Here is a 26202-nt window from a genome sequence, read left to right on the forward strand (position 1 = left end):
ATTGTAAAATCCTATATCCAACCTAACGCACTGCTCTCCACTTTAAAATTCAAATAATTTACAACCTTCACAACCTCATCATATTTCAAATAACCAATACGCTCAAGGCCTGAGGCGGTATAGATAATCAAATCTGCGTGATTATTGCGTTGCTGAAACCAATTGCGCTTGATTGCTATTGATTGCACCTTGTGCGTTGCAATATATTTTTTGTTTGTATGAATCGAACCCGAATGCACTTCTATCAGATCATCATTTACGCCAATATGACTTTTTTGAATCGTTTTAAACGAGATAAAAGTAAAAACACCAAGCAACAGAATTGGAAGTATTAAGCTGTAAGTTAATCCGAGCATGGTAAACAAACCTAGTCCGATTAAAATACACAGAACGAAATATTTGATCATTAACCTAAACATCATGCGCATACTGCTTTGGATATTAATGAATTGTTGAGGATAGGATAAATCAAAAAGTGACTTGAAAAGTATGTTTATATTTTCATCTGAAATCCCTACTACTCCAATCTTCTTTTTGTCTTGAAGTTCTTGTGATGAAGCTTGACTAATAAAGACATTCTTAATTTTGAATAGATTTTTAATTGGGTTCTCCTCTACTTCAAAAACTTGCGCTTTACTCTTTTTGATTACTTGATTAATGCGTTTTAAAAGTCCATATTCCACTTCATAATCCTTGTCAACCTTGGTTACTTTGAGATCATAATATTTAAACACCGTTCTACCAATAGTCACTATAAAAGTTGCGGCCAAAAGAAATATGATAAACCCAACTACGAATGCAAAGGTTTCATAAGCTTGAGTCAAATAGGTATTTTCAAAGTTTATTTCATAAAAATTATCAAAAAACTCTTGAAGATATTGGAAAATCGTACTCACAAAAAACAGAACCAATCCCAATCCTTTGATATAGTTTGAACTCACACCCACCTTGAGTAATTCACCTAAACTAAGATTAAACAAAACTCTTTTTCTATGAGGAATTACAGGTTCTGAACTAGCATTTTCAATTTGACCTTCAGTTCTATCCTCTAAGCTATTGCTAACACTATTCTCAACATTATCTTCAGCTCTATTTTTAAGTAGAATTTCTTTTAAGGCTAAAGCATCCTCCCTACTCAGCGCTTTAATTTTTATTTCGGCTGTGTTTTGTCCCGCTGTTTCAATTTCAAAACCAACAACATTTAGTGCTTGCTGAATAAGATTTTGATTGATGTTAATGTTCTGAATCCGGTCAAAAGGAATATCTGTATCTGTGAAATTAAAAACACCATGACGCAAGAAGAAGCGTTGGTCTTGAACATGAAATTTAAAATTCAAATAGCTTTTATAAGAATAAAGCAATTGTAGAATTACCAATAGAATTAGTCCAATAATTACAACCTCAAGGTAATTCTCACGTATTTTACTACTCAAAAGCGGTAGAAATACATAAATATTTCGTTTAATACTTTTGACGAGATCCATCAAAAACACCACCAGAATTCCTCTGAAATTTTGTCGTCTAGGTATTGAAAAATCAGTTTTCATCAATGTCTGCGACTTTTAGAATTTGTGCTTTTATTTTATCGGCATCGTCTTGGTTCAATCCTTTTATACTCAAATCACCTGCTGATGAACCAGCGGTATAAACTTTCAAAGTGAAAAGTTTAAAAATCTTAAAAACTAAAGTTTGTTTCACCTCAACATGCTGAATCCTTTTGTAAGGAACGATTGTCTCTTTAAAAACAAAAAATCCCTTTTGAAAAATGATGTCTTTCTCTCTAATTCCGAATTTTCTCTTTTGAAAACCCCTTTCTATTTCAATAATAAGGAGTGAAAACACAAAGGTTAAAACACCGATTAATGTGTAATAAAAAGGCGCTGGAGGATTGGCTTTAAATTTCAAGACAATCAAAACGCCAACTAAAACAATCACCCAGAAAGCATAAATAATTCTCAAAACTTTAAGATATGCAGGTGCAACAGGATGCCCTTTTACTGTTTCAAAGCGAGGTAAATCATCTATGTTTAAAGTGTTGTTTTGAAAATCCAGCATGAATAGGGTATTTTTAATATTGATCAAATTTAAGGAAAGAATTGAAGAAAACATTCTTTGTGAGTAAACACTTTGAATTCGAAATATAGAATTCATCACAATCAATTCATCAAAAATTACTATTTTTAGTTTCACATTCTATAATTGATGATAAGATGAATAAAATAATGAGTTTTCTAATTATTTCTATTTTAGCAGCTTTATCAGGATGTACCTCAAGTAGAAGTATTACTTCTTTAAATAATGAATTATACTTTAAAGAATCTCCAAAAATAAAAGTCATTGAAGACAGCTATTATTTAAGGTTTATCTACTCAGACACTCAAAATGCAAATGGTTATGCTATGTTCACTGAATCCAAAATTATAAATGATTCATTGATATTTTATTTACCTGTCACCACTAGCTCCTTTAATAGGAAAGGAATGACTCAGTTTGAAGAAATAATTACTAAAAACAAGATCGAAATAATTAAAAATGGAAAGGTTTTTTGGAAAAATCCTGATGAAAGTATAATTCACATGGAAATCCAACAATCGAAAGAAGGAATAAATATAATGGAGAAGAAAATTGTTAGAAAAACACATTAAAGCAAACAAAACTATTCTATGAACTTAAGATTTCAAACTAAAAGACTAGTCGTTCGAGATATTGAGAAAGGAGATCTAAAATCTCTATTAAAAATATGCACCGAGGAAAAGAATATGAAATATGTTTCAAATGGTAATCATGATTGGACTTTAGCGCAACTTTCGGAGAAATATAAAATACTTAATCAGAATTACATTAATGGATTTGGAGTTTTCGTTATTGAAGACAAGTTTACACGCGAAATAATTGGTGAAGCGGGTCTATTTAAATCTTACGGTAGCCATTCGAAATTAGAATTAGGTTACATAATAAACTTCCAACATTGGAAAAAGGGATATGGATTTGAAATCTGTAATGGTTTGATAAATTATGGATTTAGGGAGTTAAAAACTGAAATTATAACTGCAAGAATGTACTCCGAAAATAAAGCATCTGTAAGGTTATCTGAAAAATGTGGAATGCACAAGATCAATGATGGTTTAACAGAAAAAGGTGAAAAGTTTTTCGAATATGAAATATCAAATCGGATAGAATAAGCTATATTTAAACTAAATATATTCAAAAACCAACACTATGAAAAGTATAACTTCAGTATTCGTTCTTGCCTTATTCATGATGACATCTGTTTCTCAAGTTCAAGGACAGAGCAACAATGATAAGAGAAACAGTGACAAAATAACAAGTCAATCTATTGCTAATTACCGTCTTTTTTCAACTGAAATTATTAATACCTTTATAAAACTAAACACCCAAAATGGATTATTGTGGCAAGTCCAAATTGATATTGAAGATGAAAGACGCTATGAAACTTTTATAAATACATTACCTCTTGTAGAAAATGAAAATGAAGTAACAGACAGATTTACACTTCATGGTACTTATAACATCTACACATTCATTTTGCTCGATCAAATTGATGGAAGAATGTGGCAAGTATACTGGTCAGACAAGCCAGAAGAAAGAGATATTATTTTGATTAAATGATAAATTATTTCATGTATTTGACAGGAAATATTTATATAAAAACTTATTATTATAGAATTTTAATTGGAAATTTTCAGTATCCCTACTATCTTATTTTCTATATTAAGGAGATAAAAAATAACACACAATTAAAGCAAGGAATAAAGTTTAAATGCTCCATTCATTGGTTGCAATTAAAAAATGAAGAGAACTGAGTGAACCAAATGATTTACGTTATCACATCAACTTCTAGATTATTGACAAAAAAAGCCGCTTCATTAGCTGAAACGGCTTCTTTTAAATTAAATAAATCTCCTAAAATGGGGAGGTAAATAACTTCAAATGCTTACTGTTTAACGATTCTATAACTGTGTTGACCTTGGTCAGCAAACAATCTAACGATGTAAGAGCCAGCATCCAATATTGACACATCTAATTGTAAATCAGTTGAATTTACGTTTTTAGAATAAACTTCTTGCCCTGCATTGTTGTAAATCTTCACACTATTCAACGCTGACTTGTATTGAATATTCAAAACATTTTGCGCTGGATTAGGATAAACTGATAATTCATTATTTTTGAAGTCATTAAGTCCTAAAGTTCCAATTTGTAAAGTAAAATCTAATGCTTGGCCATAACCTGGGTAAACCCCCATACCAAACGCATCAAATTCTATGGCACAAGGATTAATTATTGCTTCTGAGTCATCATCTCGATAAGTTTTTGTAATTCTTATACGAGTTTCACCTTGCACGGCATTTGCAGGAACTGTAATATCCATAGTTACAGAAATTCCATCAGTTCCATCACTATTTGTTAGCATTCCCAATTCAAAAATCTCACCGGCATCATCTAGAATTTCGTTCTTATTCCAGTCAATAAATGCGACAATATTGTTTTCAAAGTCACCCTTTGTATCTCCTTCAACAGTTAGAGTGAAGATTTCTCCTGTGACTAAACTTACTATTTCCGAACTTTTGTCAACTAAAATAGATAGGGTATCACTGTTTGTAATAAGGTTTCCAGCGATTTCAATAGAACTGATTATCTCAGTATCCGTCCCTTGATCACTTACATCACAATAAGGATTTGGAAACGTTTGTGCTTGCACGCCAAAAGTTATTAGCGCAAAAGCTAAAGTAATTTTTTTCATAGTATTTTAAATTTGATTAATTGTAAAGTTATCATAATGATATTTAAAATGTCATTATTTAGAAAATAATAATGACAAAGAATTAGAACTTAAATATTGATTCTGTTCTTCTTATGTATAATTAAGAAGAAATGTGGTCCCTTAATTTTACCAGAAGAATCCTTATTATGACTATTGACTTAAAAAAATAATTCAAAATGAGATTCAGCTTAAATTTAAACGTTGATACTTTTTTTTAAATCCTATTTTCATTACTTAAAAAAATCACAAAGAAATATAACTTGGTTGATTAAGCCTCTAAAATCCTTATATTTATGGGACAGCAGAGATTTGAAAATTTCAGAGTAGTATTGAAAACAATGAAAATTAGTTCAGTATATTCTTTAAAACCATGTTGTATAAATTAATTTTTAATCAAATAATAATTAGATGTCGAAGAACGAAATGCAATACAGTCCAGAAAAACTTAAAAATTTCAAGTCAATCATCGATGATGAAATTAAAATCATTGACAATGAACTTGTTAAATTAAAAGAAGAAAGAGAAAATCAAAAGGAAAAATTAGCGCATACAAATGTGGCTTTTAATCAAAGCAGTAAGCACTTCCAGCAACAAGCCAAAAACAAACAAGTAATCAGCAGACTCCAACGTAAATCAAGAGAATTGCATTCTGCTCTAGGAAGAATTGAAGACAAAAGTTACGGTGTCTGCGAAAGAACAGGTCAACTGATTCAAGAAGGAAGACTTAAGGCAAAACCTACAGCGCGTTTCGATATTTTGAAAAAGTAGATTGAATAAATAGACAATTACTTTTATAATTAAAATAAAAACATCCTTAACTTCGTTTTAGGTTAAACTAATAAAACCAAAATGAAGAAAAAAACAGTGAATATTTTAGTTCTCGCTTCAATCCTTACTACTATAGGATTTATAATGGATGGAGATCCTAAAGAACCGAGTATGCTGATGAGATTTGTTGAATTCATTCTAATGTTAGGCTTAATATTCATTCTGATTTCATCATTTTATTTTACTTTCCATAAGGCTAGAAAGTTATTTATCAGAGTATAAAATGAAATTGAACCGAAGCACCAGGTGGCTGTACAAAGAATCAAAAATGAAAATTAAGACATTTCTACCTCTTTGTTTTATCTTGATATTTACAAGCAGTCATGCACAAAACTTTAAAGATTCTATTTTTGAGAATGTTATAGTGATTGACGATGATAACATTACTCAAGTGGGGATGAATTTTTTAATCGATATTTCAATTCCCACGACAATAGAAACTCCAGTACTATTTATTTCTTCACAAATCCCTGTAGACCTTTTGGCTAAAATTTATCCAGAATTTGCTAAAATAATTGTCATTGTTCCAAATAGAACCTCTTCTTCTTGTGTTGCAGCTAAAAATGAAACCAATCAAAAACCTATAAAAAGTACAATCGTTTATGAATTTATTAGAAGTGATAGATTGATTAAAAAAGACAGTGTGATTTTAAAGAATGACTATCCTAAAATGAACTTTGCTCCTAAAACAGAAATTCAATCTGATGAATTCGAAAGTTATTATACTGAATATTTTGGTTCCATCTGCTGTCCAAGAGATCTTCAATGGGACAACACACCAACTAGAGATGAGTTTATTAGCTTTTTTGAAAAAGAAAATAATGTTGAAATAATTGAAACATACAGAAAAGTAAACGGAAAAGAGGGAGAAGCAATTTATTATTACACTTTAAACGGACTTTCAAACAAAATGAAATTGCATTTTATACTAGAAAGAAAGTTCTATCGTATTATCAATCGACATTTAAAGGATATTATTTTTATTCCTCAAGTCTTTACGCCAATAAGAGTAAAAATGAATAGTAGCATGGAGAAAATATAGAAATATGAGGAGTAATTTTCTTCTGAAAACCCTCATTTGGATCATACTGATTTTACTCAGCGTTTCAGTTATTCCTTTTAGTAAGTCCAATTCAATTTGGGCAATTACCATTTACCCACTCGCCTATTTTGCGTTATTCTATTTTTTAAAAAGAAGCAAATTCTGGAATAGTTCAAAATTTATAATTATCACTATTCTTTTGCTGTATTTCCCATGTTTATACTCTAATGGGAACAATTTAGGGATTTCAACCAATCTATTTTCCCTTGTTGATTTATTCTCAAAAAACAATTTCTTCGTTCGTTTTGGTCCAAACTTAACTGAATCTATTAAAGCAAAAGATACATTTGTAATTTTTCAAATCTACAGTATTCTTCTTGGAACTTTTGCGGTTTTAAAAATCTCAATGATGAATTTTGCTTTGGTAAAAATCATGAGAAATACTTGGGAAAGTATAAAGAAAAATCTTGTCTTAATTTCAAGTCTTCTGATTATTTATCTGATTATCCACATCTCAATTCTCTCTCTATTAATGATGGGCAGTGACTTTTTAAATTATAAAGGCTACAATTTTAATTCGGCTCTCCTCTATCTTGGAATCTACTTTTTATTATTTATCATCTTTAAAATATTTTGGAGTAGAAACACTTTTCCTATTCTCAAAAAAGCGATAACCATTATCTTTATCTTGTTCTTCCCAATGGTAAAGATGTCCACAACTACAATTTATCAATTCACTGATTCTATGGAGTACGAAGGTTTATTTCCTGTAATGGCTCCATTAGGTTCTAGTTTCGAGAATATTTCCAATTATCTGTTTTTAGATTCTGCCGTAGATCCTTATAATGTGAATGCTTTGTTGTTGATATATGGATTTGTGCAATTGGGATTTGTTTTTGTTTTGATGGCTTCGATGAAAATCGGAAAACTAGACCGAAATCATATAGCTTGAATAAAATATTAGTATTTATTATTCATTCCGTAAAACCACTTCCCCAACCTTTCCCTCAAAATTTTCGTGTCTATAGGTAATTCATCAAGTAGGTTGAATCCAGTAAAACTTTAATTATGAAACTACTAAAAACACTTTTGATTGCTTTTGCTATTTTATTCGTAAACTATTCAATTGCTCAAATACACTCTTCAATCCTTGATCACAATAATGTTTCGGCCAGTATTTCGGATGCTGGAACCTTCTGTTATGACTATACCAATCAAGGTTTAGGATACGAAGTTCCTAAAGGTTCAGGAAGACACGCTATTTATTCAACACAATTTTGGTTTGCAGCCATTGATGCCCAAGGTGAAATTCATTTTGTTCAAGGCGGTGTTCCAAATCAAGGAACTGATGTTTTTAATGGTCCGATATCTGACCCTGGAACCTACACTAATCCCGAATATCAAAACAAATGGAATAATTCAGTTTGGAGTATTTGTCAAACTGATATTGACAATTTTGTATTGACCTATGAATGTGGTTTAGATCCAAATTGTGATGAAGTTTATCCATTAACCAATGAGGCGATAATGACCATAAATAATTGGCCAGCTCATGGTGATGACAATTCGGGTCAATCCTATTATCTGGCAGAATACTTCGATTATGATAGTGATGGCTCGTATAATCCAATGGCAGGTGATTATCCAATTATCAAAGGTTGTTGTGCCACATATATGATTCAAAATGATGCCGCTGAACCTCATTCTTATACCAACACAAACGTTATCGGAATTGAAATGCATTATCTATTTTATCAATATAAAACTTGGGATTATTTGAATGATGTCACCTTTGTAGACATTACCGTAATCAATAGAAGCAATACAAATTACCCAGAATTTATTCACAGTATCGCCGTTGATGCTGACATTGGGAATTCCACTGATGATTATTATGGTTGTGATTCTTTGAATAACCTGACTTACTTTTACAATGCAGATAATGATGATGAAGATCATTTACAAACGCTCGGTTATGGAGTAAATCCGCCAGCAATTGGAATTGTAAGTCTCAATAACGACATGACTTCCAGCGTTCCTTATGCTGATGCTGGACTCACCGTTTCGAATAAATGGAACCTTATGAACGGATTGAAAGCTGACGGAAGTTCTTGGCTAAACCCAAATGCAATAGCAACAAAATATGTGTTTTCTGGTAATCCAAATATTCCATCAGAATGGAGTGCATTGAGTGTTGGACACCAAAACTTTGAAGCAAAAAGCCTAACTTCGGTTAACGTTGGAAGTTTCAATATTGGCGATACATTGAAACAATCTTATGCCATTACTTATGCTAGAAATGGAAACCACTTAGAAAATGTTCAATCGGTAATCGACAGGGCTTCTGATGTAAAGGATTTTTATATCAACGAATCAGATATACCTTGTACAGATGGAACAACGAATTTAGAGAAATTGGAAGATTTTAATGTTTCAATATCTCCTAACCCATCTTCTGGAATCGTCAATATAAATAATTACGACAAAAATCCATTGTCTATTACTGTTTTAGACTTACAAGGGAAAGTACTTCTAGAAAAGCCTTTTACTTCGGAAAGTAAAATTGAAATTGATTTGCGTGATCAAAGAAGTGGTATTTACTTTTTTCATTTAAGAACGGAATCAGGGAGTTTGGTAAGAAAGATTGTTATTCGTTAAGGGTAACAAAGTTAAATTCTTGATTGGTTTGATTTTCAATAAAACGCATAATTAATTAAAAATCAGTATCTAATTTTAAAAAGCAATGGAGTAATTGTTTAGACTATAAATTTATTGTATATTTGGTATAGAAATTTTATAACCGTGGACAATCAAACCTTAGACATAAAAAAAGATAACAAACTTAGTCAATTAAAGGCTATTTTATATCTGTTACAAACAAATTTAGAAGAATTCAAAGAGGAGGTAGATGCAAGCTATGCTCTTTTGACTTTGGGTGAGAAAACTCCCTTGGCTAAAAAATTAGAGAAAAAAATTCAAGACCCTATAAATGACATCTTCCAATTTTCTAATAAAATTGATAGCCAAGTAAATCAAATACTTGACACAATAATTAGAGGATATTTTAAGAAAAATCATTCATCGATTAAAAAAGTTTTCAAAACACGTAAAAGTTTAAATGATTTACATTATTCTATTGTTTTAAAAGAAGACAATGTTAAAAGTAGAGATGTGTTTTTTGAGTTTTTAAATACTATAGATTTAGCAAATATCTCACAAAAACACAATGTCTATTTTCAATTTATTCCCTCTGAACTAGTTGACAAGATTAAATTTGATGAGGAAATTAAGTTTGAATAGTTATGGATAGATATTTAAATCAAGCCAATCATAATGAAGAATTCCATAATTGCATCTGTGAAAATTCCCCAGATAAGTTCTATGATTGGAAAATAACTTCCCTATTTTATACAGCAATTCATTATTTAAAAGCTTTGGCCTTAAAAAGAGATATAAATATTGGTCAAACACATCATGAAATAGAACTTAACATTAACCCCGATAGAAATAATTCTTCAATGCGAATTACAAAAGGTGCTTGAAGGGAGTATAAAAGTCTATTACAATATTCAAGAACGTCAAGATATGATGGAATAGATACTAATATTGAAACATTTGAAATTATTATGAAAACAGATTATCAATACTGTATTCAACATTTAAAAAACTTCAAAAAGTACATAAAAAGTCAGGGTCTTGAGATAAATTAATCGCAGTTCCTCCAATTATAACCAAAATAATATATCCTAATCACCCCACAGCAACCGTCTTTGCCATTCCTTCAAGTAAAAAACTTTCAATTAAATCCATAGATTGAGTAGTTTTAGGAACAGGGAAATCAAACCAATTTTGCATTTCTTTATCGAATCCTGAGTTATTCAAATAAGCATTCAAAGCTAGATTTAATCCTTTGCCATATATTTTGTGGTCTGCTCCTGTTGGATCTTCGTGGTATAAATCATTTTGTGCAAATCCTTTAAAAGAGGGACCAATTATATTGATTCCAAAATCTTCTGGATTCTTTCCTATTGGACTATGAATAGTCGTTGTGAATTGATGCCAATATGCCGATTGAATACAATTTTTCTGAAATAGTTGTTTTACAACTTCTAGTGAATCAATTGTTTCTTGTTCATTTTGAGTTGGAAATCCATACATTAAATAAGCATGAACCATAATGTTTTGTTGAGAGAAATTATGCGTTACCCTGGTTACTTGCGCAATGTCAACTCCTTTTTTCATCTTTGCTAATAATCTGTCAGAAGCAACTTCTAATCCTCCTGTTACTGCAATGCAGCCAGATTTCGCCATTAATTCACACAATTCAGCGCTAAATGTTTTTTCAAATCGAATATTTGTCCACCAGGTAATTTTCACATTTCTTTCTATCAATTTTAAGGATAAAGCTCTGCACATTTTTGGTGGCGCTGCTTCATCTACGAAATGAAATCCGCTGATTCCCGTATCTTTAATGATTTTCTCAATTTTATCTACCAAAGCATCTGCCGTTGTGTTTTGATAATTACTGATATAATCCAAATTCACATCACAAAATGAACATTGTTTCCAATAACAACCATGCGAAATTGTCAATTTATTCCATCTCGCATCCGTCCACATGCGGTGCATAGGATTCACAACATCTAGAAAAGAAACATACTTATCATAAGGTAAGCCAGCATAATTTGGCGCTGGTAAATTCTTGTGGTGATAAATGGTATTTGGAATCTTGTTTTTATAAACTACCCTACTATTTTCAAGGACATAAGTTCTTTCCAGCTCATTAATTTCAACATTTCCTTCAAGATAATTAACCATTTTCAACAATGGTCCTTCTCCATCGTCCATTGAAATAAAATCAATACAATCAAATATTCTAGGATCTTCTAGCGAGCGTAATTCTGTATTACAATATCCTCCACCAATTGCAATTTTAATATGTGGATAAAACTGTTTTATGAATTGCGAACAGCGCAAAGCAGCAAACAAATTCCCAGGAAAAGGAATGGTAAAACAAACTAAAGTTGGATTGTGTTTCAGCAGTTGTTTTTCAAAAATCTCCAACATTTTATCCTCGATAAGTGTCGGTTCATAATTTAGAAATTCATCCAACTGATCATAACTGCATGAAGCTGTAGCGATTTGTTCGGCGTATTTTGTAAAAGCGAAAAACTCATCAACATTGGCTTGAATAAAATCTCCAATTTCTTCAATAAAAAGTGTAGCGTGATGTTTTGCCCTATCGATCACTCCAATTTCTCCATCTGCCCATTTGATTTTTGTATTCACATTGGACAATCTGTGTCCTTTTGGTAAAAAATCTTTTTCAAGAATTTTATTAGCCGCTTCAATGTCACTTTTTTGAAGAAATTTTATCACGTCTTCAACCCTCGAAATATAGAGTTTCTTGTATTTTCGAACCAACGGATGATTAAAGCTTTGCATATCTTCAGCTTCCTTAATTATAGAACGCAAAAAATCACTTGTAAAAATGGAAGTGAAAAGTTCGATACTTAAATCACAATGCTCAGTAGAAATAGCGTGTTCCTCAAGAAATCCTCTTAAGTAAGCAGTTGCCGGATATGCAGTATTTAACTGAGTAAATGGCGGAGTAACTAAAAGGAGTTTGGATCGCATGGTGCAAAGATAGGATTCTCTATTCATTTATTTATTGAAATTTTGTTCAAATAAATATGTTGTGGAATTCAATTCATTTCAAAACCATTTAGATAACTTAAAATTCATTACTTTTAATTCATAAATTACTTAAAATGAAATTAACAGGAAAAATATTTGGACTTCTCTTTTTACTTATAATTGTTGGCTGTTCTGACAGGCAAAGCGATTCATTTGATTTAGCCACTGAGCAGTCTTTTGAAAATATCAGTAAACAAGCGCAGCCAGAAAATGATAGTCCGCAAGAATTAAATGATGAAAGAAAATTAATTAAAGAGGGAAGCGTAGAATTTGAAACAGATAATATCGTTTCTTCTCGAGATCTAATTTTTAAAAGTGTAAAAGCACACAAAGGATATATTTCATCTGACCAAGAATACAAATCTTCAGGACGAGTAAGTAATACAATTGTAATTAGAGTTCCCGCATTACACTTCGATCAGCTTTTGATGGATGCTACAAAAGGAATTTCAAAATTTGATAATAAAAGCATTGAAGTAAAAGATGTTACGGAAGAATTCCTAGATATCGAAGCACGATTAAAAACTAAAAAAGAACTCGAGAATAGATATTTGGAAATTTTAAAGCAGGCAAATAATGTCACAGAAATATTAAAAGTTGAGGAGCAAATTGGGCAATTACGATCTGAAATTGAATCCATTGAGGGAAGGTTAAGATACTTAAAAAGTAAAATTTCCTTATCTACCCTAACAATGACTATTTACCAAACAGAGCCAAATTCAACAAATTTCGGAAACAAGTTTGCTGATGGATTTAAAAATGGTTGGGATAATTTAGTTTGGTTTTTTGTATACTTAATTAACATTTGGCCATTTATTTTAATAGCAATTATAATGATATTTGGAATTAAGGCTTTGAAAAAAAGAAAAGTGAAATAATGGCTGAAATTTGGGAATCAATATACAAAAGCAATCATGAAATGTGGGGATTAAACCCTACTCCTTCAACTATAATTGCTAAAGATTTCTTCATTGAAAAAGGAATAAAAAATATGCTAATTCCAGGTTTTGGATACGGAAGAAATGCACAAGTTTTTATTGAAAATGGAATTCACGTTACAGGAATTGAAATCTCTAAAACAGCAATTAAGAAAGCTAAAAAACATTTTGGTGCTGACACAAAAGTCTATCACGGTTCTGTTTCAGCTATGCCTTTTGACGCTATTAAATACGACGGAATTTATAGTTATTCCTTAATTCATTTATTGGACACCGAAGAAAGAAAAAAGTTAATCAAAGATTGCTACGATCAATTGGCAAAAGGTGGCTACATGATTTTTGTTGTGGTTTCTAAAAAAGCACCAAATTATGGAACTGGAAATTACATCAGCGAGGATAGATATGAAGTCCATAAAGGATTATGTCTGTATTTTTATGATGAAAAATCAATAGAAAAAGAGTTTGGTGATTTTGGATTATTTGAGGTCAATGAAATAGAAGAGGATTTACCTTTTTACATAGTGAAATGTAGAAAAAGTTAGCTATTTAGGAATTATGATCATTGATTTTTAGATCGTTTATCATTAATCTCATATTTAGTGTTCTATTAAATCGACTTTGATAATCATTCAATTTTTCCATCTGAGAATCCAAATGAAAATTCTTAAATTCGCAGCATGCAAATAGAATCTATTGTCACTATTAAAAAAGAGCTGAAGCATTTATCTAAGGATGAACTTTTAGATCTTTGTTTAAAATTGGGGAAATTCAAAAAAGAGAACAAAGCATTTTTGACTTATCTGCTGTTTCAATCTGATGATGAAAATGCTTATATTGAAAGTGTAAAAACTACGCTCGACGAATTATTTGAAGGCATAAATTCCAGAAATTATTTCTTCATGAAGAAAACAATTCGAAAGATTCTCCGACAAATCAAGATTTACAGCAAATATTCATCTGAGAAATCCACGGAAGTTGAACTCCTACTCTATTTCTGCGAAAGAATAGAAAAATTGAGACCTTCAATTTTTGATAACAATACATTGACTAATTTATACGATAGACAAGTCGCAATGATTGAGAAAAAAATCAGTGTCTTACATGAAGATTTACAATTTGATTATAATCAGAAATTAGAGAGTTTGAAGGGATATGGATATTGAAATATAGAAATATAGAAATAAAATATACTCTAATTCTACTTTAGAAGATCAATTCCGTGAAAGCTCAACTGCTTACGAAATAATGGAGGGTTGCACCAATCAATCTCTTAAAAACTAAATGAATAATTACCACAATTCGTCACAACCTTTATAATTGGCCATTTTTATTGAAATCAATAACCATAAATTGCTATATTAGCCAATCACAATGCTACTTGATGAGAAACCATTTTTTAATTTCATGTATATTTATCGGAGCGAATATTTTCTCATTTGCTCAAACAACTTGCGAAAAAGCATCTGATCTGATCGGCACTATTAATAAGTTCCATTACAACGCAAAACCAATTGATTCCTCATTTAGCGAGCTGTTTAGCGATATTCTTTTGGATAAATCAGATGCTTATGGACTATTTCTCTCTTCAGAAAATGTTTCAACTATAAAAGGTATAAGTTACGCATTGGCCGACGATCTAAAAACAAATGAATGCACCTTTTATGAAGCGTTTTCCGGAATAATTCAAACAGCAATCACTGATTCAAAATCTTTTCTATTACAATTAGAAAATGAAAAATTCAAATTAATTGAAAACGATTCTATAACTATCGACAAAGGAAAAATTTATGTTCAAAATTCTGAAATTAAATACCGTTGGCGGAAATGGTTACAATATTTAACTATCCGAACGATAGATGGAGAGGAGGTTTCTTCCGCAAAAATAGATTCGGTTTATAAAACTATACTTTCCCGAGAACAATGCAGATTGGACAGCTATTTTATAAATAATAGTCTTGATAAAAAGATTGGGGAGTGGTATTTGACTTCATTAGCAAACACCTTCGATCCGCACACCAACTACTTTTCTGTAGATGAAAAAGAAAGTTTTGATGGTAGTTTAAGTGATGAGAACCTTTCGTTTGGCTTTGAATTGGAAAGAAATGAAAGAGGTCAACTCAAAGTAGCTTCCATTGTTCCTGGAGGCGCTGCTTGGAATTCAAATCAAATCAATGAGGGAATTATTTTGAATGCAGTTATCGTTAACAAAATTGAGAAAGACTTCAGTTGCATTGGTTATGGAGAAGCAATGAATTTCCTCAACAGCAGCGAAATAGAAAGCGCTAAGTTCGTTTTCGAAACTGAAACAGGTGTTTTAGATACCGTGAATCTGATTAAAACACCAATCACTGTTCAGGAAAATATTGTCCAGAGTTTCATTTTAAAAGACTCCTCCAAAACCGTTGGATATATTTATTTACCTTCTTTTTATGCCAGCGAAAATGAATTTGGAATAAGCACAAATGGATGTGCTGCCGATATTTCGAGAGAAATAATTAGATTGAAAAAAGAAGGAATAGAAGCATTAATCATCGATTTAAGAGGAAATGGCGGTGGTCACATGCTTGAAGCAATCAATTTAATTGGAATATTCATTGATTATGGAACTTTAGGAATTGTCGACAATGGCGATGAAAAACCATCCTTAATCAAGGACTTGAACCGCGGATTAATCTACGCTGGCCCGCTCACAGTAATGATTGATGAATTTAGTGCATCAGCTTCAGAATTTTTCGCAATTACTTTGCAAGATTACAACAGAGCAATTATCGTTGGCTCAGTTTCTTATGGTAAATCCACTGCGCAATCGATACTTCCCATTAAAGCATATCGATATGAGTCACCAGAAGAAATGGATTTTGAACCAAAGGATTATGTCAAGCTAACCGTTGGTTGTTTTTACCGTGTAAATGGTGATACTTACCAACGAAAAGGAGTAATTCCTGATATACTTTTTCCTTCGATAATTGATGGGATAGCAACTGGAGAGAAAACTTCACCTTCTGCTATTTTAGCTGATCATATTGATAAAAAGACCTATTTCAAGACTCCTTATACTTTACAAAGAGAGGAAGTGAAACATAAATATGAGCTTCGAAATGTAAATAATCCCTATTTTAAACTGGTGAAGAATCTTTCCATGAGTTATTCTGAATATTGGAAAACAAGTACTTATTCCATTGATATAAATTCAAATAATATAACAAATGATGCTTATTTAAATAGTCTAAAGGAATATTATTCATTTGAAAATAAAGCGTCATTCTCAGTCAATAATCCTTCCTATTTAGCTGGATATTCGAATCAACACGATAATGAAAAAGAAATTAATTTTTCCGTAATGGAAGACATAACGGAGGATCAAGAAATCATTGAGGCTTTCTTTGTTACCTTAGATTTAATAAACATAAAAAACGATAAATAATGGTCAATTTTAAAAGTACAATACTCGTTCTAACCTTAGTTTTTGGAATGTCAAATTTAAGTTTTTCACAAGCAAGTGTAGAACACATGAACGAATTAAGTACGTCATTTGCAGAATTAAAAAATGATACTTGGAAGTATTTGAGAACAATTACAAAAGGGAAAAGTGCAAGAAAGTCTGAAAATAAACGAATTCAATTAATTGAGCAATATGCAACCCAAATTTCGGTTGTGGAAGCAATGAAACCGCATGAAGGCGATGCTAGTTTAAAAGAAGCGACTTTAAAATATTTGAATTTATCTGAATCTGTTCTGCGTGAAGATTATGAAAACATTGTAGATATGGAAGCCGTTGCGGAAGAATCTTACGACGCAATGGAGGCTTATATTTTGGCCAATAAAAGAGCAAATGAAAAATTAACGAATGCTTTTGAGGAACTCAAAGAAGTTGAAAAAGCTTATGCTGCTAACAACAATATCACTTTAACAGAGTCTGAAAAAGACCGTAAATCTCAAAAAATAGAGCAAGCTGCTGACATGTTAAACTACTACAATAAGGTATATTTAATATTCTTTAAAGTTTATAAACAAGAAGCTTATGCCCTAGTCGCTCAACAAACGGAAGACATAGCTGCTTTTGAACAAAATGTTAACGCGTTGTCTATTGAAGCAGATGAAGCTTTAGCAAAACTGGACACGATGAGCGCTTATAACGGTGACAAAGAAATAATTGCAGCAGCAAAAAAAGCCATTGAATTTTATAAAAATGAAGCCGAAAAGGAATTTCCGAAAATTTCAGATTTCTACATCAAGAAAGACAATTTTGAAAAAGCAAATGAAATAATGGAGGCTAAAAAGAAGAAAGACCGCACGCAAGAAGATGTAGATAAATTCAATAAAGCTGTCAATGAATACAACGAAGCAGCAAATTCAATTAATCAAACCAATGAAGATTTGAATAAAGCCAGATCAAAAATGTTGGATGAATGGAATAAATCTGTAGAAGCTTTTTACAAAGTTCATTCTTAAGAATCTAAATGAAAATCTTTGCAATTAGCGGACTTGGAGTAGATAAAAGAGTTTTTCAATATTTAAAAATTGATCACGAATTAATTCATGTAGAATGGATTAAGCCTAAAAATAAGGAATCTATTATTGACTACTCTAAAAGACTAATTATCGATTACAATATTGAAAATGAAGAAGAATATGGGTTTTTAGGAGTTAGTTTTGGTGGTTTAGTTGCCATAGAAATTAGCAAATTAACCAAGCCGAAATTCACCATCTTAATTTCATCTGTTGAAATACGCCAAGATTTAAGCGGGCTTTTCAAACTCGCAGGAAGGTCAAAACTGATTGAATTAATTCCTGAAAAACTATTCAAACCACCAAAGGCAATTGTTCAATATTTATTTGGAACAGACAGAAGAGAATTGGTTTACGCAATTTTAGATGATACAGAAGAATATTTTGTGAAATGGGCAGTTAGAGAACTCATCAATTGGCAAAATGAAACAAGATTATCCAATCTGATTAAAATTGGTGGTTCAAATGACAAGTTGCTCCAACAGAAAGGAGAAAATACAATATTCATTGAAAATGGAGCACATTTTATGATAGTTGATAAAGCGGAAGAGATTAGTGAGGTTATAAATTTGGAGTTGAGGGGGTTTGGGTGATATTGGTGAATAATAATATAGTTTACAGTATCGTATTTATTAATTATTCATAATAAGAATACTAAATTAGTTCTCTACTCTAATATAACACTAGAAAGTAAAAGGATATTTTAAAAATTAAACAACTTCAAAAGTGTCAGCTATCACAGAATTAGAATTAAATGAATTGATCAAAAAATATAAGGAAGATTCTACCAACCTTGATTTGATAAATGAAATTGCTATTGGATACTTTGAAAATCACGAAATGAAAAATGGCGATGAAGATTTAGAGTTTTTTGAGTTAGCTTATAAATTAAAAAGAACTATAAAATCAACTCACAACTATGCATGGTTTTTATATTTTGAATGGTCTGAAATTGAGTGGAGAGTTAATGAAGATAATGCTATAGAAAAAGCAATATTAATTCAAAAAGAGTGCTTAGAATTCAAACCTAAATCTTATTTACCTTACTATCAATATGGTTATATGCTTCTTGATCAAAAAAGATATGAAGATGCAATACCTTTTCTTATTGAAGCACTTGCTATTAAAAAAGATATTCGAATAATTAATAATCTTGGGTTTTGCTATTTCAATTCAGAAAATTACGAAACAGCCAAAATATATTTTGAAGAGGTAGTTAAAATTCAAGATGTTGATAATTTGAATCTTTACAACTTAGCGCTAACATACTTTCATTTAGATGATTTATTAGGTGTCAAAAGAATTGCAGAAAAATTAAAAGATAAAATTAAGCCAAGCGATGATATTGAGTTTAATTTCGGAGAAATAGTTGCTGTGTATGAAATAGGCTTTTTATATTTCCTTATTGGAGAATATGAGTCAGCAATTGAATGCCTTTTAAAACAGGATATAAGGGAATTCGATTTATTCGATTTTATAGAATTATCGTATTCGCTTTATCTGATTGACAGAGTAAAATGGAATCTTTTGATAAAAAATCTTGTTGATGAAAAAATGGTTTTGCTAAAAGAGATTGAAAGTGGTCATGAAGATTGGGACGAATATTCTGTTGAAGAAAAAAAAGAAAGAATACAAGATCTTAAAGAAGAAATTCTAATTGGTGAGGAAGCGCTTATTGATAAATTCAATTTACCAATTCCAAATCTAAAAGATCACATAATTCCTGAATATGCTGGATGTCTACTTTTTGATTGTAAGCGTCACGGAAATATTAAGAATGACCAATAATTAAAAATTCGAAAACAATGGAAATCAAACCAAGAATAGGATTCGACAATATTAAATTCGGAATGTACCGCAAAGAGATTATCGAAATTTTAGGAGAACCAGATCAAATCATTGAAGATGCTTATGACGACGGTGAATACATTCTAATCTGGAACAAACTGAAAATCAGCTTAACTTTTCAATCTAATGATAGATTTACTTTCTATTCCAGCAAAAATCGAGACTTAAAATTCAATGGAAAAACCTTTATGGATTTAGAAATTGAAAAAGCAAAAAGTAAGGTTTTTGGAGAATTAAAAGCCGATTGGGTTATTGAAGATTATGAAACGTTCAAAACTCATTTCTATGAAGATATCTGGCTCACTCTGCACTGTGAATATGGAAATGTGAGTAATTTTGAATTAGGAGTTCCGTTCAAGAATGAAACAGAATTTGATTTTCCGGAGTAAGAGGAAAATAATACCTTTTTAATATTTGAAGTTTAATTGGTTTGTATTGAACCAAAATCAATTCAAGCCGTACAACTGGTTATTGTTCAATAAAACTTAAAAAGGTATGATAAAGTATATCGCTTTTACAATTGTTTTCATATTCACAGCAATCATTTGCAACGCTCAAAACAATGAATTAGACGACAGTCCATTCACCTGCTTTGCTAGAAAATCTATATTCAACTATTATTATTTAGATTCAAACATTGGCAAATGGATAGAACATGAAAACGATACTGTAATTTCTACCAGATATATTAAAGGTTCATTACGTGATTTACCTAATCCTGAAAATATGGGTTTAAAGGTTATCGAAGATACTCTAGTATTCGATTTTGGACGAAATTATGACCCAAATATTCAAGGAGAAACGGGAAGCGCTGCAATTTATATTGATTTCGTATTGAATAAACATCTGTACCCAAACTATGAGAAATTAATTAATAAATTCGAATTTGAAGGGCCTAAATAATAGATTAACACAAGAGGAACTAATATCTTATTTATGAATCATTAGAGTCATGAAGATTAAAATTCTATCTTTTCTTTTTACTTTCCTATCTATTAGTTTGAATGGATATTCTAAGATAGTAAATAAGATTGAATGTATCAGCAACAACTCCTATAGCACTTTGGACTATTTATATTTCGGAAAAGTAGAATAGAATCAATTTTGGACAACAATTCTAGAACATTTAATTAATGAAAACTGTTTGATTTTATTAAATTCGTTAAATAATAAAACCTTCATTTATACAATCATTCAACATGAAAAATAAGATTCAAGATTTAGTCAACAGATTAGAATTAGAAAAACATCCAGAAGGTGGTTATTTCAAAGAAACACACCGAAGCACTGGAGAAATAACTGAAGATAATTTAGGTCCTGACTATAAAGGAAGTAGAAACTATTCCACATCTATTTATTTCTTATTGATATCAGACAATTTTTCAGCTTTTCACAGAATAAAACAAGACGAAATCTGGCATTTTTATGACGGCTCCCCTATTCGACTGCATGTTATAACGAAAGAAGGAATTTATAAAGAATACATCATTGGACGAGATTTTGAAAAAGGTCAACTGCCCCAGCGCATCGTAAATGGCGGTGATTGGTTCGCTTCAGAAGTTATGGACGATAATTCTTATTCTTTGGCAGGCTGCACGGTTTCTCCAGGATTTAGTTTTGAAGATTTTGAAATGAAGTCAAAAAACGAATTGGTTGAATTATTCCCTGAACATGAAGAAGTTATTGGGAGATTGACAAGGTATTAAGAAGCTTTAATTTAAACAATTGTATCATGTCAATCAATGATTTCAGCAATAGACCTCAAAACGAACAAAATATTATTTGGGGAGAAGCTGAAGAAATATTTTGAAAGCAGAAACTAGGCAACAATAAATTCTAAAATATGAAAAAATCAATACTATTCATCTTAGTTTTACTCTTGGTCACTTCCTCCATTTTTGCTCAAAATTATGAGCGTTACAAAAATTTGCTGGACACTACAATTACATCCGAAAATCTTAGTTTTGACAAAAATATTACCGTAACAGTTCCATTCGAGTGGCAAAAGGAACTAAAGCGTGATTTTCCTCTGATCATTATTTTCGATAGTCAAAATGAAAGAAGTCATAACTATATTCTAAATACTATTGACTATTTGACGAGCAATGAGCAAATGCCATCTTCAATTATAATCAGTGTAGCATCTGAACAGCAATATCGGTATATTGAAACTTTGCATGAAATATCAAATGAAAAAGGACTTGCTGCAGAAAACGAAAAGTTCATTTTTGATGAATTAATTCCACTTGCTGAAAGTCAATTTAATGCTTCAAAATTTAGAATGTTAATTGGCCATTCTAGATATGGTTACTTTACAACTTCCCTCCTTTTCTCTAGAATAAATGAGTTAAATGCAATAATTTCATTAAGTCCATTTTTCACACAAAAAAACGTGGAACTAAACGATTCTATTCAAAAACTAAAGAATTATAAAACGCAATCAACAAAATATTATCGTTTTGGAATAGGTAACGATTACCCAGAAGATTTCTACAAAATGGATTCTGTACTTCAAACGCTAAACAATTCTTCAATTAACTCAAAAGGAACACTATTTAAAGAAGCAGACCACAATGTAACTCCAGGATTAACTATTGCACCTGCTTTATACGAGATTTTTGAAAGTTGGGCTCATACGCAAGGAAAATATATGTCCAATGATTTCAACGAATTAAATAAGTTTTCCATATTCGAAAATGAGATCAAAGAAAATTACGGAAGCAAAATAGAATTCTCATTGGGTGCATTAAACGGAAAAGGTTGGTATTTCTATAACGAAGGACAATTTGATAAAGCCATTGAAGCCTGGAAATTACTAATAGAATCGTACCCAAATTGCTCAGAAGCTCATTTATATATTTTAGATGTTCAAATTCAATTAAAACAAAATTATGCTAAAACAATTGAAAATTTCGAGGAGTCATTGGCAAATTCAAAGCTCTATTCTGAAAATGAGAAACTAGAATTATTGAAGGAATTAGAGGATTTAACGAAATAGAGAATATCAGCTTAATACAGTACCTTTCACTTACTTATTGATGCCAAATATGTTAATTAAAAGATACTATTTATCCCGTTAAAATCATCAACATTACAACAGAAAATATATTCAAGACTTTGAAACTATCATTTAGCGTTCAGCACATTAATATAAAAGTCTAGAAAGGATTTTAAAAAACAAAAACTCTAAAGTGAAAGATTATCAAGAAACCTATTAATTTCGTTTACTTTATTCTCCCCCTATCTTGAACCGCTTTTTCTGACTATTTACATTTGGTTTTCCTTGTTATTTAAACGACATTTTCAAAGCTAATAAACACTTGCTATAGTCTTGCATACATGATTTTTCAAACCTTCATTCGCGCAATTTGAATTATGGGATCAGTGAGCTCATAATTCAAATAAAAATTTATAAAATTCGATTTTATTCATTACAAATCGAAAAAAATTACATAACTTATTAATAGTAAATGAGTTTTCTTATTCTTTCAAATTTGGAAATACTCTCATTTTACTGTATAAAAAACTTAAAAACCATAAATCAAATCATTATGAAAAATCTAAATCAAGAGATTGGAAATTTAACCAATCAAGAATTAAAGTCAAATGAAAACAAGTTTGAACAAGCCGTAATTGTTTACTTCAAAGAAATAAAAGTCATTGATGAAGTTCATGAACTAAAAGACATTTTAGAAGCAATAATTCTGAAGAATAAATTGGGTTTCTATGACGGTCAGGAAACTGCTTGCGATAATTCGGAAGGATCAATCTATATGTATGGGTCCCATGCAACAAAATTATTCGAGGCGATAAGACCAACCTTAGAAAAGACAGCTTTTATGGATGGTGCTATTGCTAATTTGATATTTGGGCCACTCAAAGAGGGGGTAAAACAGACATTAGTTAAAATCAGAACTAATAATCTTAAATTAAATCCAGAAAAATGAAAGGCTTCAAAACACTAATAAAAGATATATCAGCAGTTCATAATCAATTACAACAACAAAGTGCAAGTGCTGTTAACCAAGCATTAACTATAAGGAATTGGTTTATTGGCTTTTATATTATTGAATATGAACAGAACGGAAATGACAGAGCGGAATATGGTGAAAAACTAATTCCAAACATTGCGAAAGCGCTCAAGGATATAAAAGGAATTGACATAAGGGCATTGCATAATTTCAAATTACTTTATACTTCTTACCCTCAAGTCAAGGAGTATTTATTGTTAAAATCAAATATGGGGTCACTGACCACACAATTGCATAATACTGAATTTGAAACTGATAACCACAAAATCAAGGATGAATTTTCAAATAGAATTAACGGAGAGCTCTTGATAAAGAAGCTGTCTTATTCGCATATAGAACAATTAATTAAAATAGATGATAAATTAAAGCGTACTTTTTATGAAATAGAATGCGTAAAAAGTACTTGGAGTGTGAGAGAGTTAAAAAGGCAAATTTCAAGTTTATATTTTGAAAGAAGTGGATTAACAATAAACACAGAAAAATTTTCTGAATTTGCCAATAAAAATGTTGTGCCTATGAAGGCAATAGATATAATAAAGAACATTTATTCCTTTGAATTTTTAGATTTGAATGTTCAGGGTGTGATTGAAGAATCGGACTTAGAAACTGCTTTATTAGATCACCTTCAAGAATTTATAATCGAATTAGGAAATGGTTTTTGTTTTGAAAAAAGGCAAAAACGAATACTCATTGGCGAGAATTATTACTTTTTAGATCTACTGTTTTATCATCGCATTTTAAAATGTCATGTTATTATTGAATTAAAAATTGGGGAGTTTAACCATGGAGATATTGGTCAGCTCAATACATATCTCAACTTTTTCAAGGAAGAAATTAGTGAAAAAGATGATCAACCACCAGTAGGAATTCTATTGGTTACCAATAAAGATAACTCCTTAGTGAAATATGCTACTGCTGGAATTGATGAGAATCTATTTGTTCAGCAATACCTCGTGAAATTACCAAGCAAAGAGCAATTAGAAGAATATATTAATGAAGAATTAAAAAAAATGTGAATGAGAAGCTATTCACTTTTAAAAACAATTCAAAGGTTTTATCTAAAAGTTTTCAATTATGGGGACAGTGACCCCATAATTGAAAAATGCTGATTTTCAGACTGATAAACACAAAAGCAAAAGTTGATTTTTTAAACAGAATTAACGGAGAACTCCTGATAAAGAAGCTATCTTGTTCGCATATAAAACCGTGGATAAACAGATCGTGAATTAAAGTAACTTGAGAAAACAAAACAACTAATTTCACGTTTGAAGAAATAAACATTTGACACTCCAAGAAAATATGAAACTAATCATCAAAACAATAAAATCGCTTTTTATACTTTTGAGTATTTTAATCCATTCTAATGTCCATTCTCAATCATGGATTCAAATTGATGACTTTCCTGCAACAGCGAGAGATGATGGCGCTTCTTTTGTTATTGGAAATACAGCATATTGCGGAACAGGATTCAAAGTGGGTTGGGTCGAAGCAAAGGATTTTCAATCGCTAAACATGAGCACCGATACATGGTCTACAATTGCTTCCTTACCTTCAGGTGAAGAACGTCAATATGCCTCCGGATTTTCTTCTGCAACTGATGGTTTTATTTTTGGAGGTCTTAAAAGTGGAGATTATCTAGATGATATTTGGATGTATAATCCTGTGAATGATAATTGGACAGAAAAAACTCCTTTACCTGATGCTGGAAGAAGAGGTGCCGCTTCTTTTGTTATTGACGACATCGCTTATATAATTGGAGGAAATACAATTTCGACTGAGGCTATTTCAGAAGTTTGGGCTTATAATATGAGTACCGATTCTTGGCAACAAAAAAGTGATTTTCCTTTTGGTGCGCTTTATCGTGGTTCTGCATCTGCTCACAATAATCGAGGATATTTGACTTTTGGGAAAGATGAAAATAATAATTTCAACAATAAACTGTATGAATACGATCCAGTCACTGATACTTGGACTTTAAAGAGTGAATTTCCATTAGAAGGAAGAGTTCATTCTTCATTAAATACTATCAGTGACAAGTTATTCATTTCTTGCGGAAGAGATACAAACAGCAATTACTTCAACGATTTGTGGAGTTTTAGTCTAATTGATTTAACTTGGGAACAACTCGTTTCCATTCCTTCCGTTGAAAGAAGAGGCGGAATGTCTTTTAATAATGGCACCAATTTATACTATACTGCAGGACTAGATCCAATAAACACGCGTCTCAAAGAAACTTGGAAATGTGTTAGACCTTTGAATATAAAAAATGAAATTCAAAAAATAGAATTAACTCTCTATCCTAATCCATCAGCTGATGTTATCAATTTAGAGTTGACGGATTTCATCTCCAATCAAAAATATGAACTGAGCATTGTAGATAGTTTTGGAAAGGAAATCATGAATAAAGCAATTTTTGAAAATAAATCAGAAATCGATATTTCTCAATTGGCAAAAGGGATTTATTTTGTAAGAATTCAAATGAAGGAAAGTTCTGAAGTTTTGAAATTTATGAAGCATTAGTATTTC

Annotated in this window: 27 protein-coding genes; 23 read left to right on the forward strand and 4 right to left on the reverse strand. The window is 30.9% G+C overall.

All coding sequences use genetic code 11. The features are described 5' to 3' along the window. Window positions 1-11: 11 nt before the first annotated feature. The gene (locus ERX46_RS15500; protein ID WP_130094776.1) at window positions 12-1547 is read right to left on the reverse strand and encodes a PH domain-containing protein; all 1536 of its coding nucleotides are present in this window, start codon (window positions 1545-1547) and stop codon (window positions 12-14) included. Further along, window positions 1537-2190 carry a PH domain-containing protein gene (locus ERX46_RS15505; protein WP_130094777.1) on the reverse strand — a complete coding sequence of 218 codons (654 nt, stop codon included), beginning with the start codon at window positions 2188-2190 and terminating at the stop codon, window positions 1537-1539. Before ERX46_RS15505 ends, ERX46_RS15500 begins: the two co-directional genes overlap by 11 nt. Before the next feature lie 32 nt (window positions 2191-2222). Between ERX46_RS15505 and ERX46_RS15510 the strand changes: the two genes are divergently transcribed. Genes ERX46_RS15510 through ERX46_RS15520 form a run of 3 tightly spaced genes read left to right on the forward strand, consistent with a single transcriptional unit; the run spans window position 2223 to window position 3630 of the window. Continuing rightward, the gene (locus ERX46_RS15510; protein WP_130094778.1) at window positions 2223-2645 is read left to right on the forward strand and encodes a hypothetical protein; all 423 of its coding nucleotides are present in this window, start codon (window positions 2223-2225) and stop codon (window positions 2643-2645) included. Between the two features lie 18 nt (window positions 2646-2663). Then, window positions 2664-3182, forward strand: coding sequence for a GNAT family N-acetyltransferase (locus tag ERX46_RS15515; RefSeq protein WP_130094779.1), 519 nt, complete (start codon window positions 2664-2666; stop codon window positions 3180-3182). Window positions 3183-3219: 37 nt separating this feature from the next. After that, window positions 3220-3630 (forward strand): hypothetical protein, encoded by a 411-nt coding sequence (locus tag ERX46_RS15520; protein ID WP_130094780.1) that lies wholly within the window; start codon window positions 3220-3222, stop codon window positions 3628-3630. A gap of 325 nt (window positions 3631-3955) precedes the next feature. On the opposite strand, the gene ERX46_RS15525 is transcribed toward ERX46_RS15520, so the two are convergent. Beyond that, window positions 3956-4762, reverse strand: a complete 807-nt coding sequence (locus ERX46_RS15525; RefSeq protein WP_130094781.1) for a T9SS type A sorting domain-containing protein — start codon at window positions 4760-4762, stop codon at window positions 3956-3958. A 429-nt stretch (window positions 4763-5191) separates the two neighbouring features. Between ERX46_RS15525 and ERX46_RS15530 the strand changes: the two genes are divergently transcribed. The 6 genes from ERX46_RS15530 to ERX46_RS15555 all read left to right on the forward strand — a co-directional run bounded on the left by ERX46_RS15530 (window position 5192) and on the right by ERX46_RS15555 (window position 10195). After that, window positions 5192-5551, forward strand: coding sequence for a TraR/DksA family transcriptional regulator (locus ERX46_RS15530; protein WP_130094782.1), 360 nt, complete (start codon window positions 5192-5194; stop codon window positions 5549-5551). 328 nt (window positions 5552-5879) lie between these two features. Continuing rightward, window positions 5880-6653, forward strand: coding sequence for a hypothetical protein (locus ERX46_RS15535; RefSeq protein ID WP_130094783.1), 774 nt, complete (start codon window positions 5880-5882; stop codon window positions 6651-6653). A gap of 4 nt (window positions 6654-6657) precedes the next feature. Next, window positions 6658-7605 carry a hypothetical protein gene (locus tag ERX46_RS15540; RefSeq protein WP_130094784.1) on the forward strand — a complete coding sequence of 316 codons (948 nt, stop codon included), beginning with the start codon at window positions 6658-6660 and terminating at the stop codon, window positions 7603-7605. 116 nt (window positions 7606-7721) lie between these two features. After that, window positions 7722-9311, forward strand: a complete 1590-nt coding sequence (locus tag ERX46_RS15545) for a T9SS type A sorting domain-containing protein (protein WP_130094785.1) — start codon at window positions 7722-7724, stop codon at window positions 9309-9311. Window positions 9312-9455: 144 nt separating this feature from the next. Further along, window positions 9456-9953 carry a hypothetical protein gene (locus tag ERX46_RS15550; RefSeq protein WP_130094786.1) on the forward strand — a complete coding sequence of 166 codons (498 nt, stop codon included), beginning with the start codon at window positions 9456-9458 and terminating at the stop codon, window positions 9951-9953. Between the two features lie 2 nt (window positions 9954-9955). Then, a complete protein-coding gene (locus ERX46_RS15555; protein WP_130094787.1) occupies window positions 9956-10195 on the forward strand; it encodes a hypothetical protein in 240 nt (79 codons plus the stop codon). Between the two features lie 208 nt (window positions 10196-10403). Here ERX46_RS15555 and ERX46_RS15560 read toward each other — a convergent pair whose 3' ends face one another. Further along, window positions 10404-12290, reverse strand: a complete 1887-nt coding sequence (locus ERX46_RS15560) for a B12-binding domain-containing radical SAM protein (protein ID WP_130094788.1) — start codon at window positions 12288-12290, stop codon at window positions 10404-10406. 134 nt (window positions 12291-12424) lie between these two features. Here ERX46_RS15560 and ERX46_RS15565 point away from each other — a divergent pair, with 134 nt between their 5' ends. The 14 genes from ERX46_RS15565 (at window position 12425) to ERX46_RS15630 (ending at window position 26196) form a co-directional block, all read left to right on the forward strand. Continuing rightward, window positions 12425-13228 carry a DUF4349 domain-containing protein gene (locus ERX46_RS15565; RefSeq protein ID WP_130094789.1) on the forward strand — a complete coding sequence of 268 codons (804 nt, stop codon included), beginning with the start codon at window positions 12425-12427 and terminating at the stop codon, window positions 13226-13228. Beyond that, entirely contained in the window at window positions 13228-13830 is a 603-nt protein-coding gene (locus tag ERX46_RS15570) for a class I SAM-dependent methyltransferase (protein ID WP_130094790.1), read from the forward strand. The genes ERX46_RS15565 and ERX46_RS15570 overlap by 1 nt, the downstream gene beginning before the upstream one ends. 135 nt (window positions 13831-13965) lie before the next feature. Further along, window positions 13966-14451, forward strand: a complete 486-nt coding sequence (locus tag ERX46_RS15575; protein ID WP_130094791.1) for a hypothetical protein — start codon at window positions 13966-13968, stop codon at window positions 14449-14451. Window positions 14452-14669: 218 nt separating this feature from the next. Then, the gene (locus ERX46_RS15580) at window positions 14670-16712 is read left to right on the forward strand and encodes a S41 family peptidase (protein WP_130094792.1); all 2043 of its coding nucleotides are present in this window, start codon (window positions 14670-14672) and stop codon (window positions 16710-16712) included. Further along, the gene (locus ERX46_RS15585; protein WP_130094793.1) at window positions 16712-17740 is read left to right on the forward strand and encodes an LIC11966 family surface protein; all 1029 of its coding nucleotides are present in this window, start codon (window positions 16712-16714) and stop codon (window positions 17738-17740) included. Before ERX46_RS15580 ends, ERX46_RS15585 begins: the two co-directional genes overlap by 1 nt. 8 nt (window positions 17741-17748) lie before the next feature. Next, window positions 17749-18390: an alpha/beta hydrolase gene (locus ERX46_RS15590; RefSeq protein WP_130094794.1), complete on the forward strand. Its 642-nt coding sequence runs from the start codon at window positions 17749-17751 to the stop codon at window positions 18388-18390. A gap of 133 nt (window positions 18391-18523) precedes the next feature. After that, the gene (locus ERX46_RS15595; RefSeq protein WP_130094795.1) at window positions 18524-19585 is read left to right on the forward strand and encodes a tetratricopeptide repeat protein; all 1062 of its coding nucleotides are present in this window, start codon (window positions 18524-18526) and stop codon (window positions 19583-19585) included. Between the two features lie 17 nt (window positions 19586-19602). Beyond that, window positions 19603-20034, forward strand: coding sequence for a hypothetical protein (locus tag ERX46_RS15600; RefSeq protein ID WP_130094796.1), 432 nt, complete (start codon window positions 19603-19605; stop codon window positions 20032-20034). Window positions 20035-20140: 106 nt separating this feature from the next. Next, window positions 20141-20548, forward strand: a complete 408-nt coding sequence (locus ERX46_RS15605) for a hypothetical protein (RefSeq protein ID WP_130094797.1) — start codon at window positions 20141-20143, stop codon at window positions 20546-20548. A gap of 296 nt (window positions 20549-20844) precedes the next feature. After that, window positions 20845-21351 (forward strand): cupin domain-containing protein, encoded by a 507-nt coding sequence (locus tag ERX46_RS15610; RefSeq protein ID WP_130094798.1) that lies wholly within the window; start codon window positions 20845-20847, stop codon window positions 21349-21351. Between the two features lie 137 nt (window positions 21352-21488). Further along, entirely contained in the window at window positions 21489-22643 is a 1155-nt protein-coding gene (locus tag ERX46_RS15615; protein WP_130094799.1) for an alpha/beta hydrolase-fold protein, read from the forward strand. A gap of 553 nt (window positions 22644-23196) precedes the next feature. Then, entirely contained in the window at window positions 23197-23592 is a 396-nt protein-coding gene (locus ERX46_RS15620) for a hypothetical protein (protein ID WP_130094800.1), read from the forward strand. Beyond that, the gene (locus ERX46_RS15625) at window positions 23589-24692 is read left to right on the forward strand and encodes a PDDEXK nuclease domain-containing protein (RefSeq protein WP_130094801.1); all 1104 of its coding nucleotides are present in this window, start codon (window positions 23589-23591) and stop codon (window positions 24690-24692) included. Before ERX46_RS15620 ends, ERX46_RS15625 begins: the two co-directional genes overlap by 4 nt. Window positions 24693-24975: 283 nt before the next feature. After that, entirely contained in the window at window positions 24976-26196 is a 1221-nt protein-coding gene (locus ERX46_RS15630; protein WP_130094802.1) for a Kelch repeat-containing protein, read from the forward strand. Window positions 26197-26202: the final 6 nt, after the last annotated feature.

The sequence above is a fragment of the Brumimicrobium glaciale genome, from assembly GCF_004152935.1.
GTDB classification, from domain to species: Bacteria; Bacteroidota; Bacteroidia; order Flavobacteriales_D; family Crocinitomicaceae; genus Brumimicrobium; species Brumimicrobium glaciale.

Bases quoted from the DNA above. Each gene is read 5' to 3' on its own strand.
- ERX46_RS15580 (WP_130094792.1), top strand. From the start codon at position 14,670: ATGAGAAACCATTTTTTAATTTCATGTATATTTATCGGAGCGAATATT.
- ERX46_RS15590 (WP_130094794.1), top strand. From the start codon at position 17,749: ATGAAAATCTTTGCAATTAGCGGACTTGGAGTAGATAAAAGAGTTTTT.
- ERX46_RS15630 (WP_130094802.1), top strand. From the start codon at position 24,976: ATGAAACTAATCATCAAAACAATAAAATCGCTTTTTATACTTTTGAGT.
- ERX46_RS15545 (WP_130094785.1), top strand. From the start codon at position 7,722: ATGAAACTACTAAAAACACTTTTGATTGCTTTTGCTATTTTATTCGTA.
- ERX46_RS15555 (WP_130094787.1), top strand. From the start codon at position 9,956: ATGGATAGATATTTAAATCAAGCCAATCATAATGAAGAATTCCATAAT.
- ERX46_RS15615 (WP_130094799.1), top strand. From the start codon at position 21,489: ATGAAAAAATCAATACTATTCATCTTAGTTTTACTCTTGGTCACTTCC.
- ERX46_RS15535 (WP_130094783.1), top strand. From the start codon at position 5,880: ATGAAAATTAAGACATTTCTACCTCTTTGTTTTATCTTGATATTTACA.
- ERX46_RS15510 (WP_130094778.1), top strand. From the start codon at position 2,223: ATGAGTTTTCTAATTATTTCTATTTTAGCAGCTTTATCAGGATGTACC.
- ERX46_RS15605 (WP_130094797.1), top strand. From the start codon at position 20,141: ATGATAAAGTATATCGCTTTTACAATTGTTTTCATATTCACAGCAATC.
- ERX46_RS15530 (WP_130094782.1), top strand. From the start codon at position 5,192: ATGTCGAAGAACGAAATGCAATACAGTCCAGAAAAACTTAAAAATTTC.
- ERX46_RS15625 (WP_130094801.1), top strand. From the start codon at position 23,589: ATGAAAGGCTTCAAAACACTAATAAAAGATATATCAGCAGTTCATAAT.
- ERX46_RS15570 (WP_130094790.1), top strand. From the start codon at position 13,228: ATGGCTGAAATTTGGGAATCAATATACAAAAGCAATCATGAAATGTGG.
- ERX46_RS15515 (WP_130094779.1), top strand. From the start codon at position 2,664: ATGAACTTAAGATTTCAAACTAAAAGACTAGTCGTTCGAGATATTGAG.
- ERX46_RS15620 (WP_130094800.1), top strand. From the start codon at position 23,197: ATGAAAAATCTAAATCAAGAGATTGGAAATTTAACCAATCAAGAATTA.
- ERX46_RS15585 (WP_130094793.1), top strand. From the start codon at position 16,712: ATGGTCAATTTTAAAAGTACAATACTCGTTCTAACCTTAGTTTTTGGA.
- ERX46_RS15600 (WP_130094796.1), top strand. From the start codon at position 19,603: ATGGAAATCAAACCAAGAATAGGATTCGACAATATTAAATTCGGAATG.
- ERX46_RS15565 (WP_130094789.1), top strand. From the start codon at position 12,425: ATGAAATTAACAGGAAAAATATTTGGACTTCTCTTTTTACTTATAATT.
- ERX46_RS15610 (WP_130094798.1), top strand. From the start codon at position 20,845: ATGAAAAATAAGATTCAAGATTTAGTCAACAGATTAGAATTAGAAAAA.
- ERX46_RS15525 (WP_130094781.1), bottom strand. From the start codon at position 4,762: ATGAAAAAAATTACTTTAGCTTTTGCGCTAATAACTTTTGGCGTGCAA.
- ERX46_RS15500 (WP_130094776.1), bottom strand. From the start codon at position 1,547: ATGAAAACTGATTTTTCAATACCTAGACGACAAAATTTCAGAGGAATT.
- ERX46_RS15560 (WP_130094788.1), bottom strand. From the start codon at position 12,290: ATGCGATCCAAACTCCTTTTAGTTACTCCGCCATTTACTCAGTTAAAT.
- ERX46_RS15575 (WP_130094791.1), top strand. From the start codon at position 13,966: ATGCAAATAGAATCTATTGTCACTATTAAAAAAGAGCTGAAGCATTTA.
- ERX46_RS15540 (WP_130094784.1), top strand. From the start codon at position 6,658: ATGAGGAGTAATTTTCTTCTGAAAACCCTCATTTGGATCATACTGATT.
- ERX46_RS15520 (WP_130094780.1), top strand. From the start codon at position 3,220: ATGAAAAGTATAACTTCAGTATTCGTTCTTGCCTTATTCATGATGACA.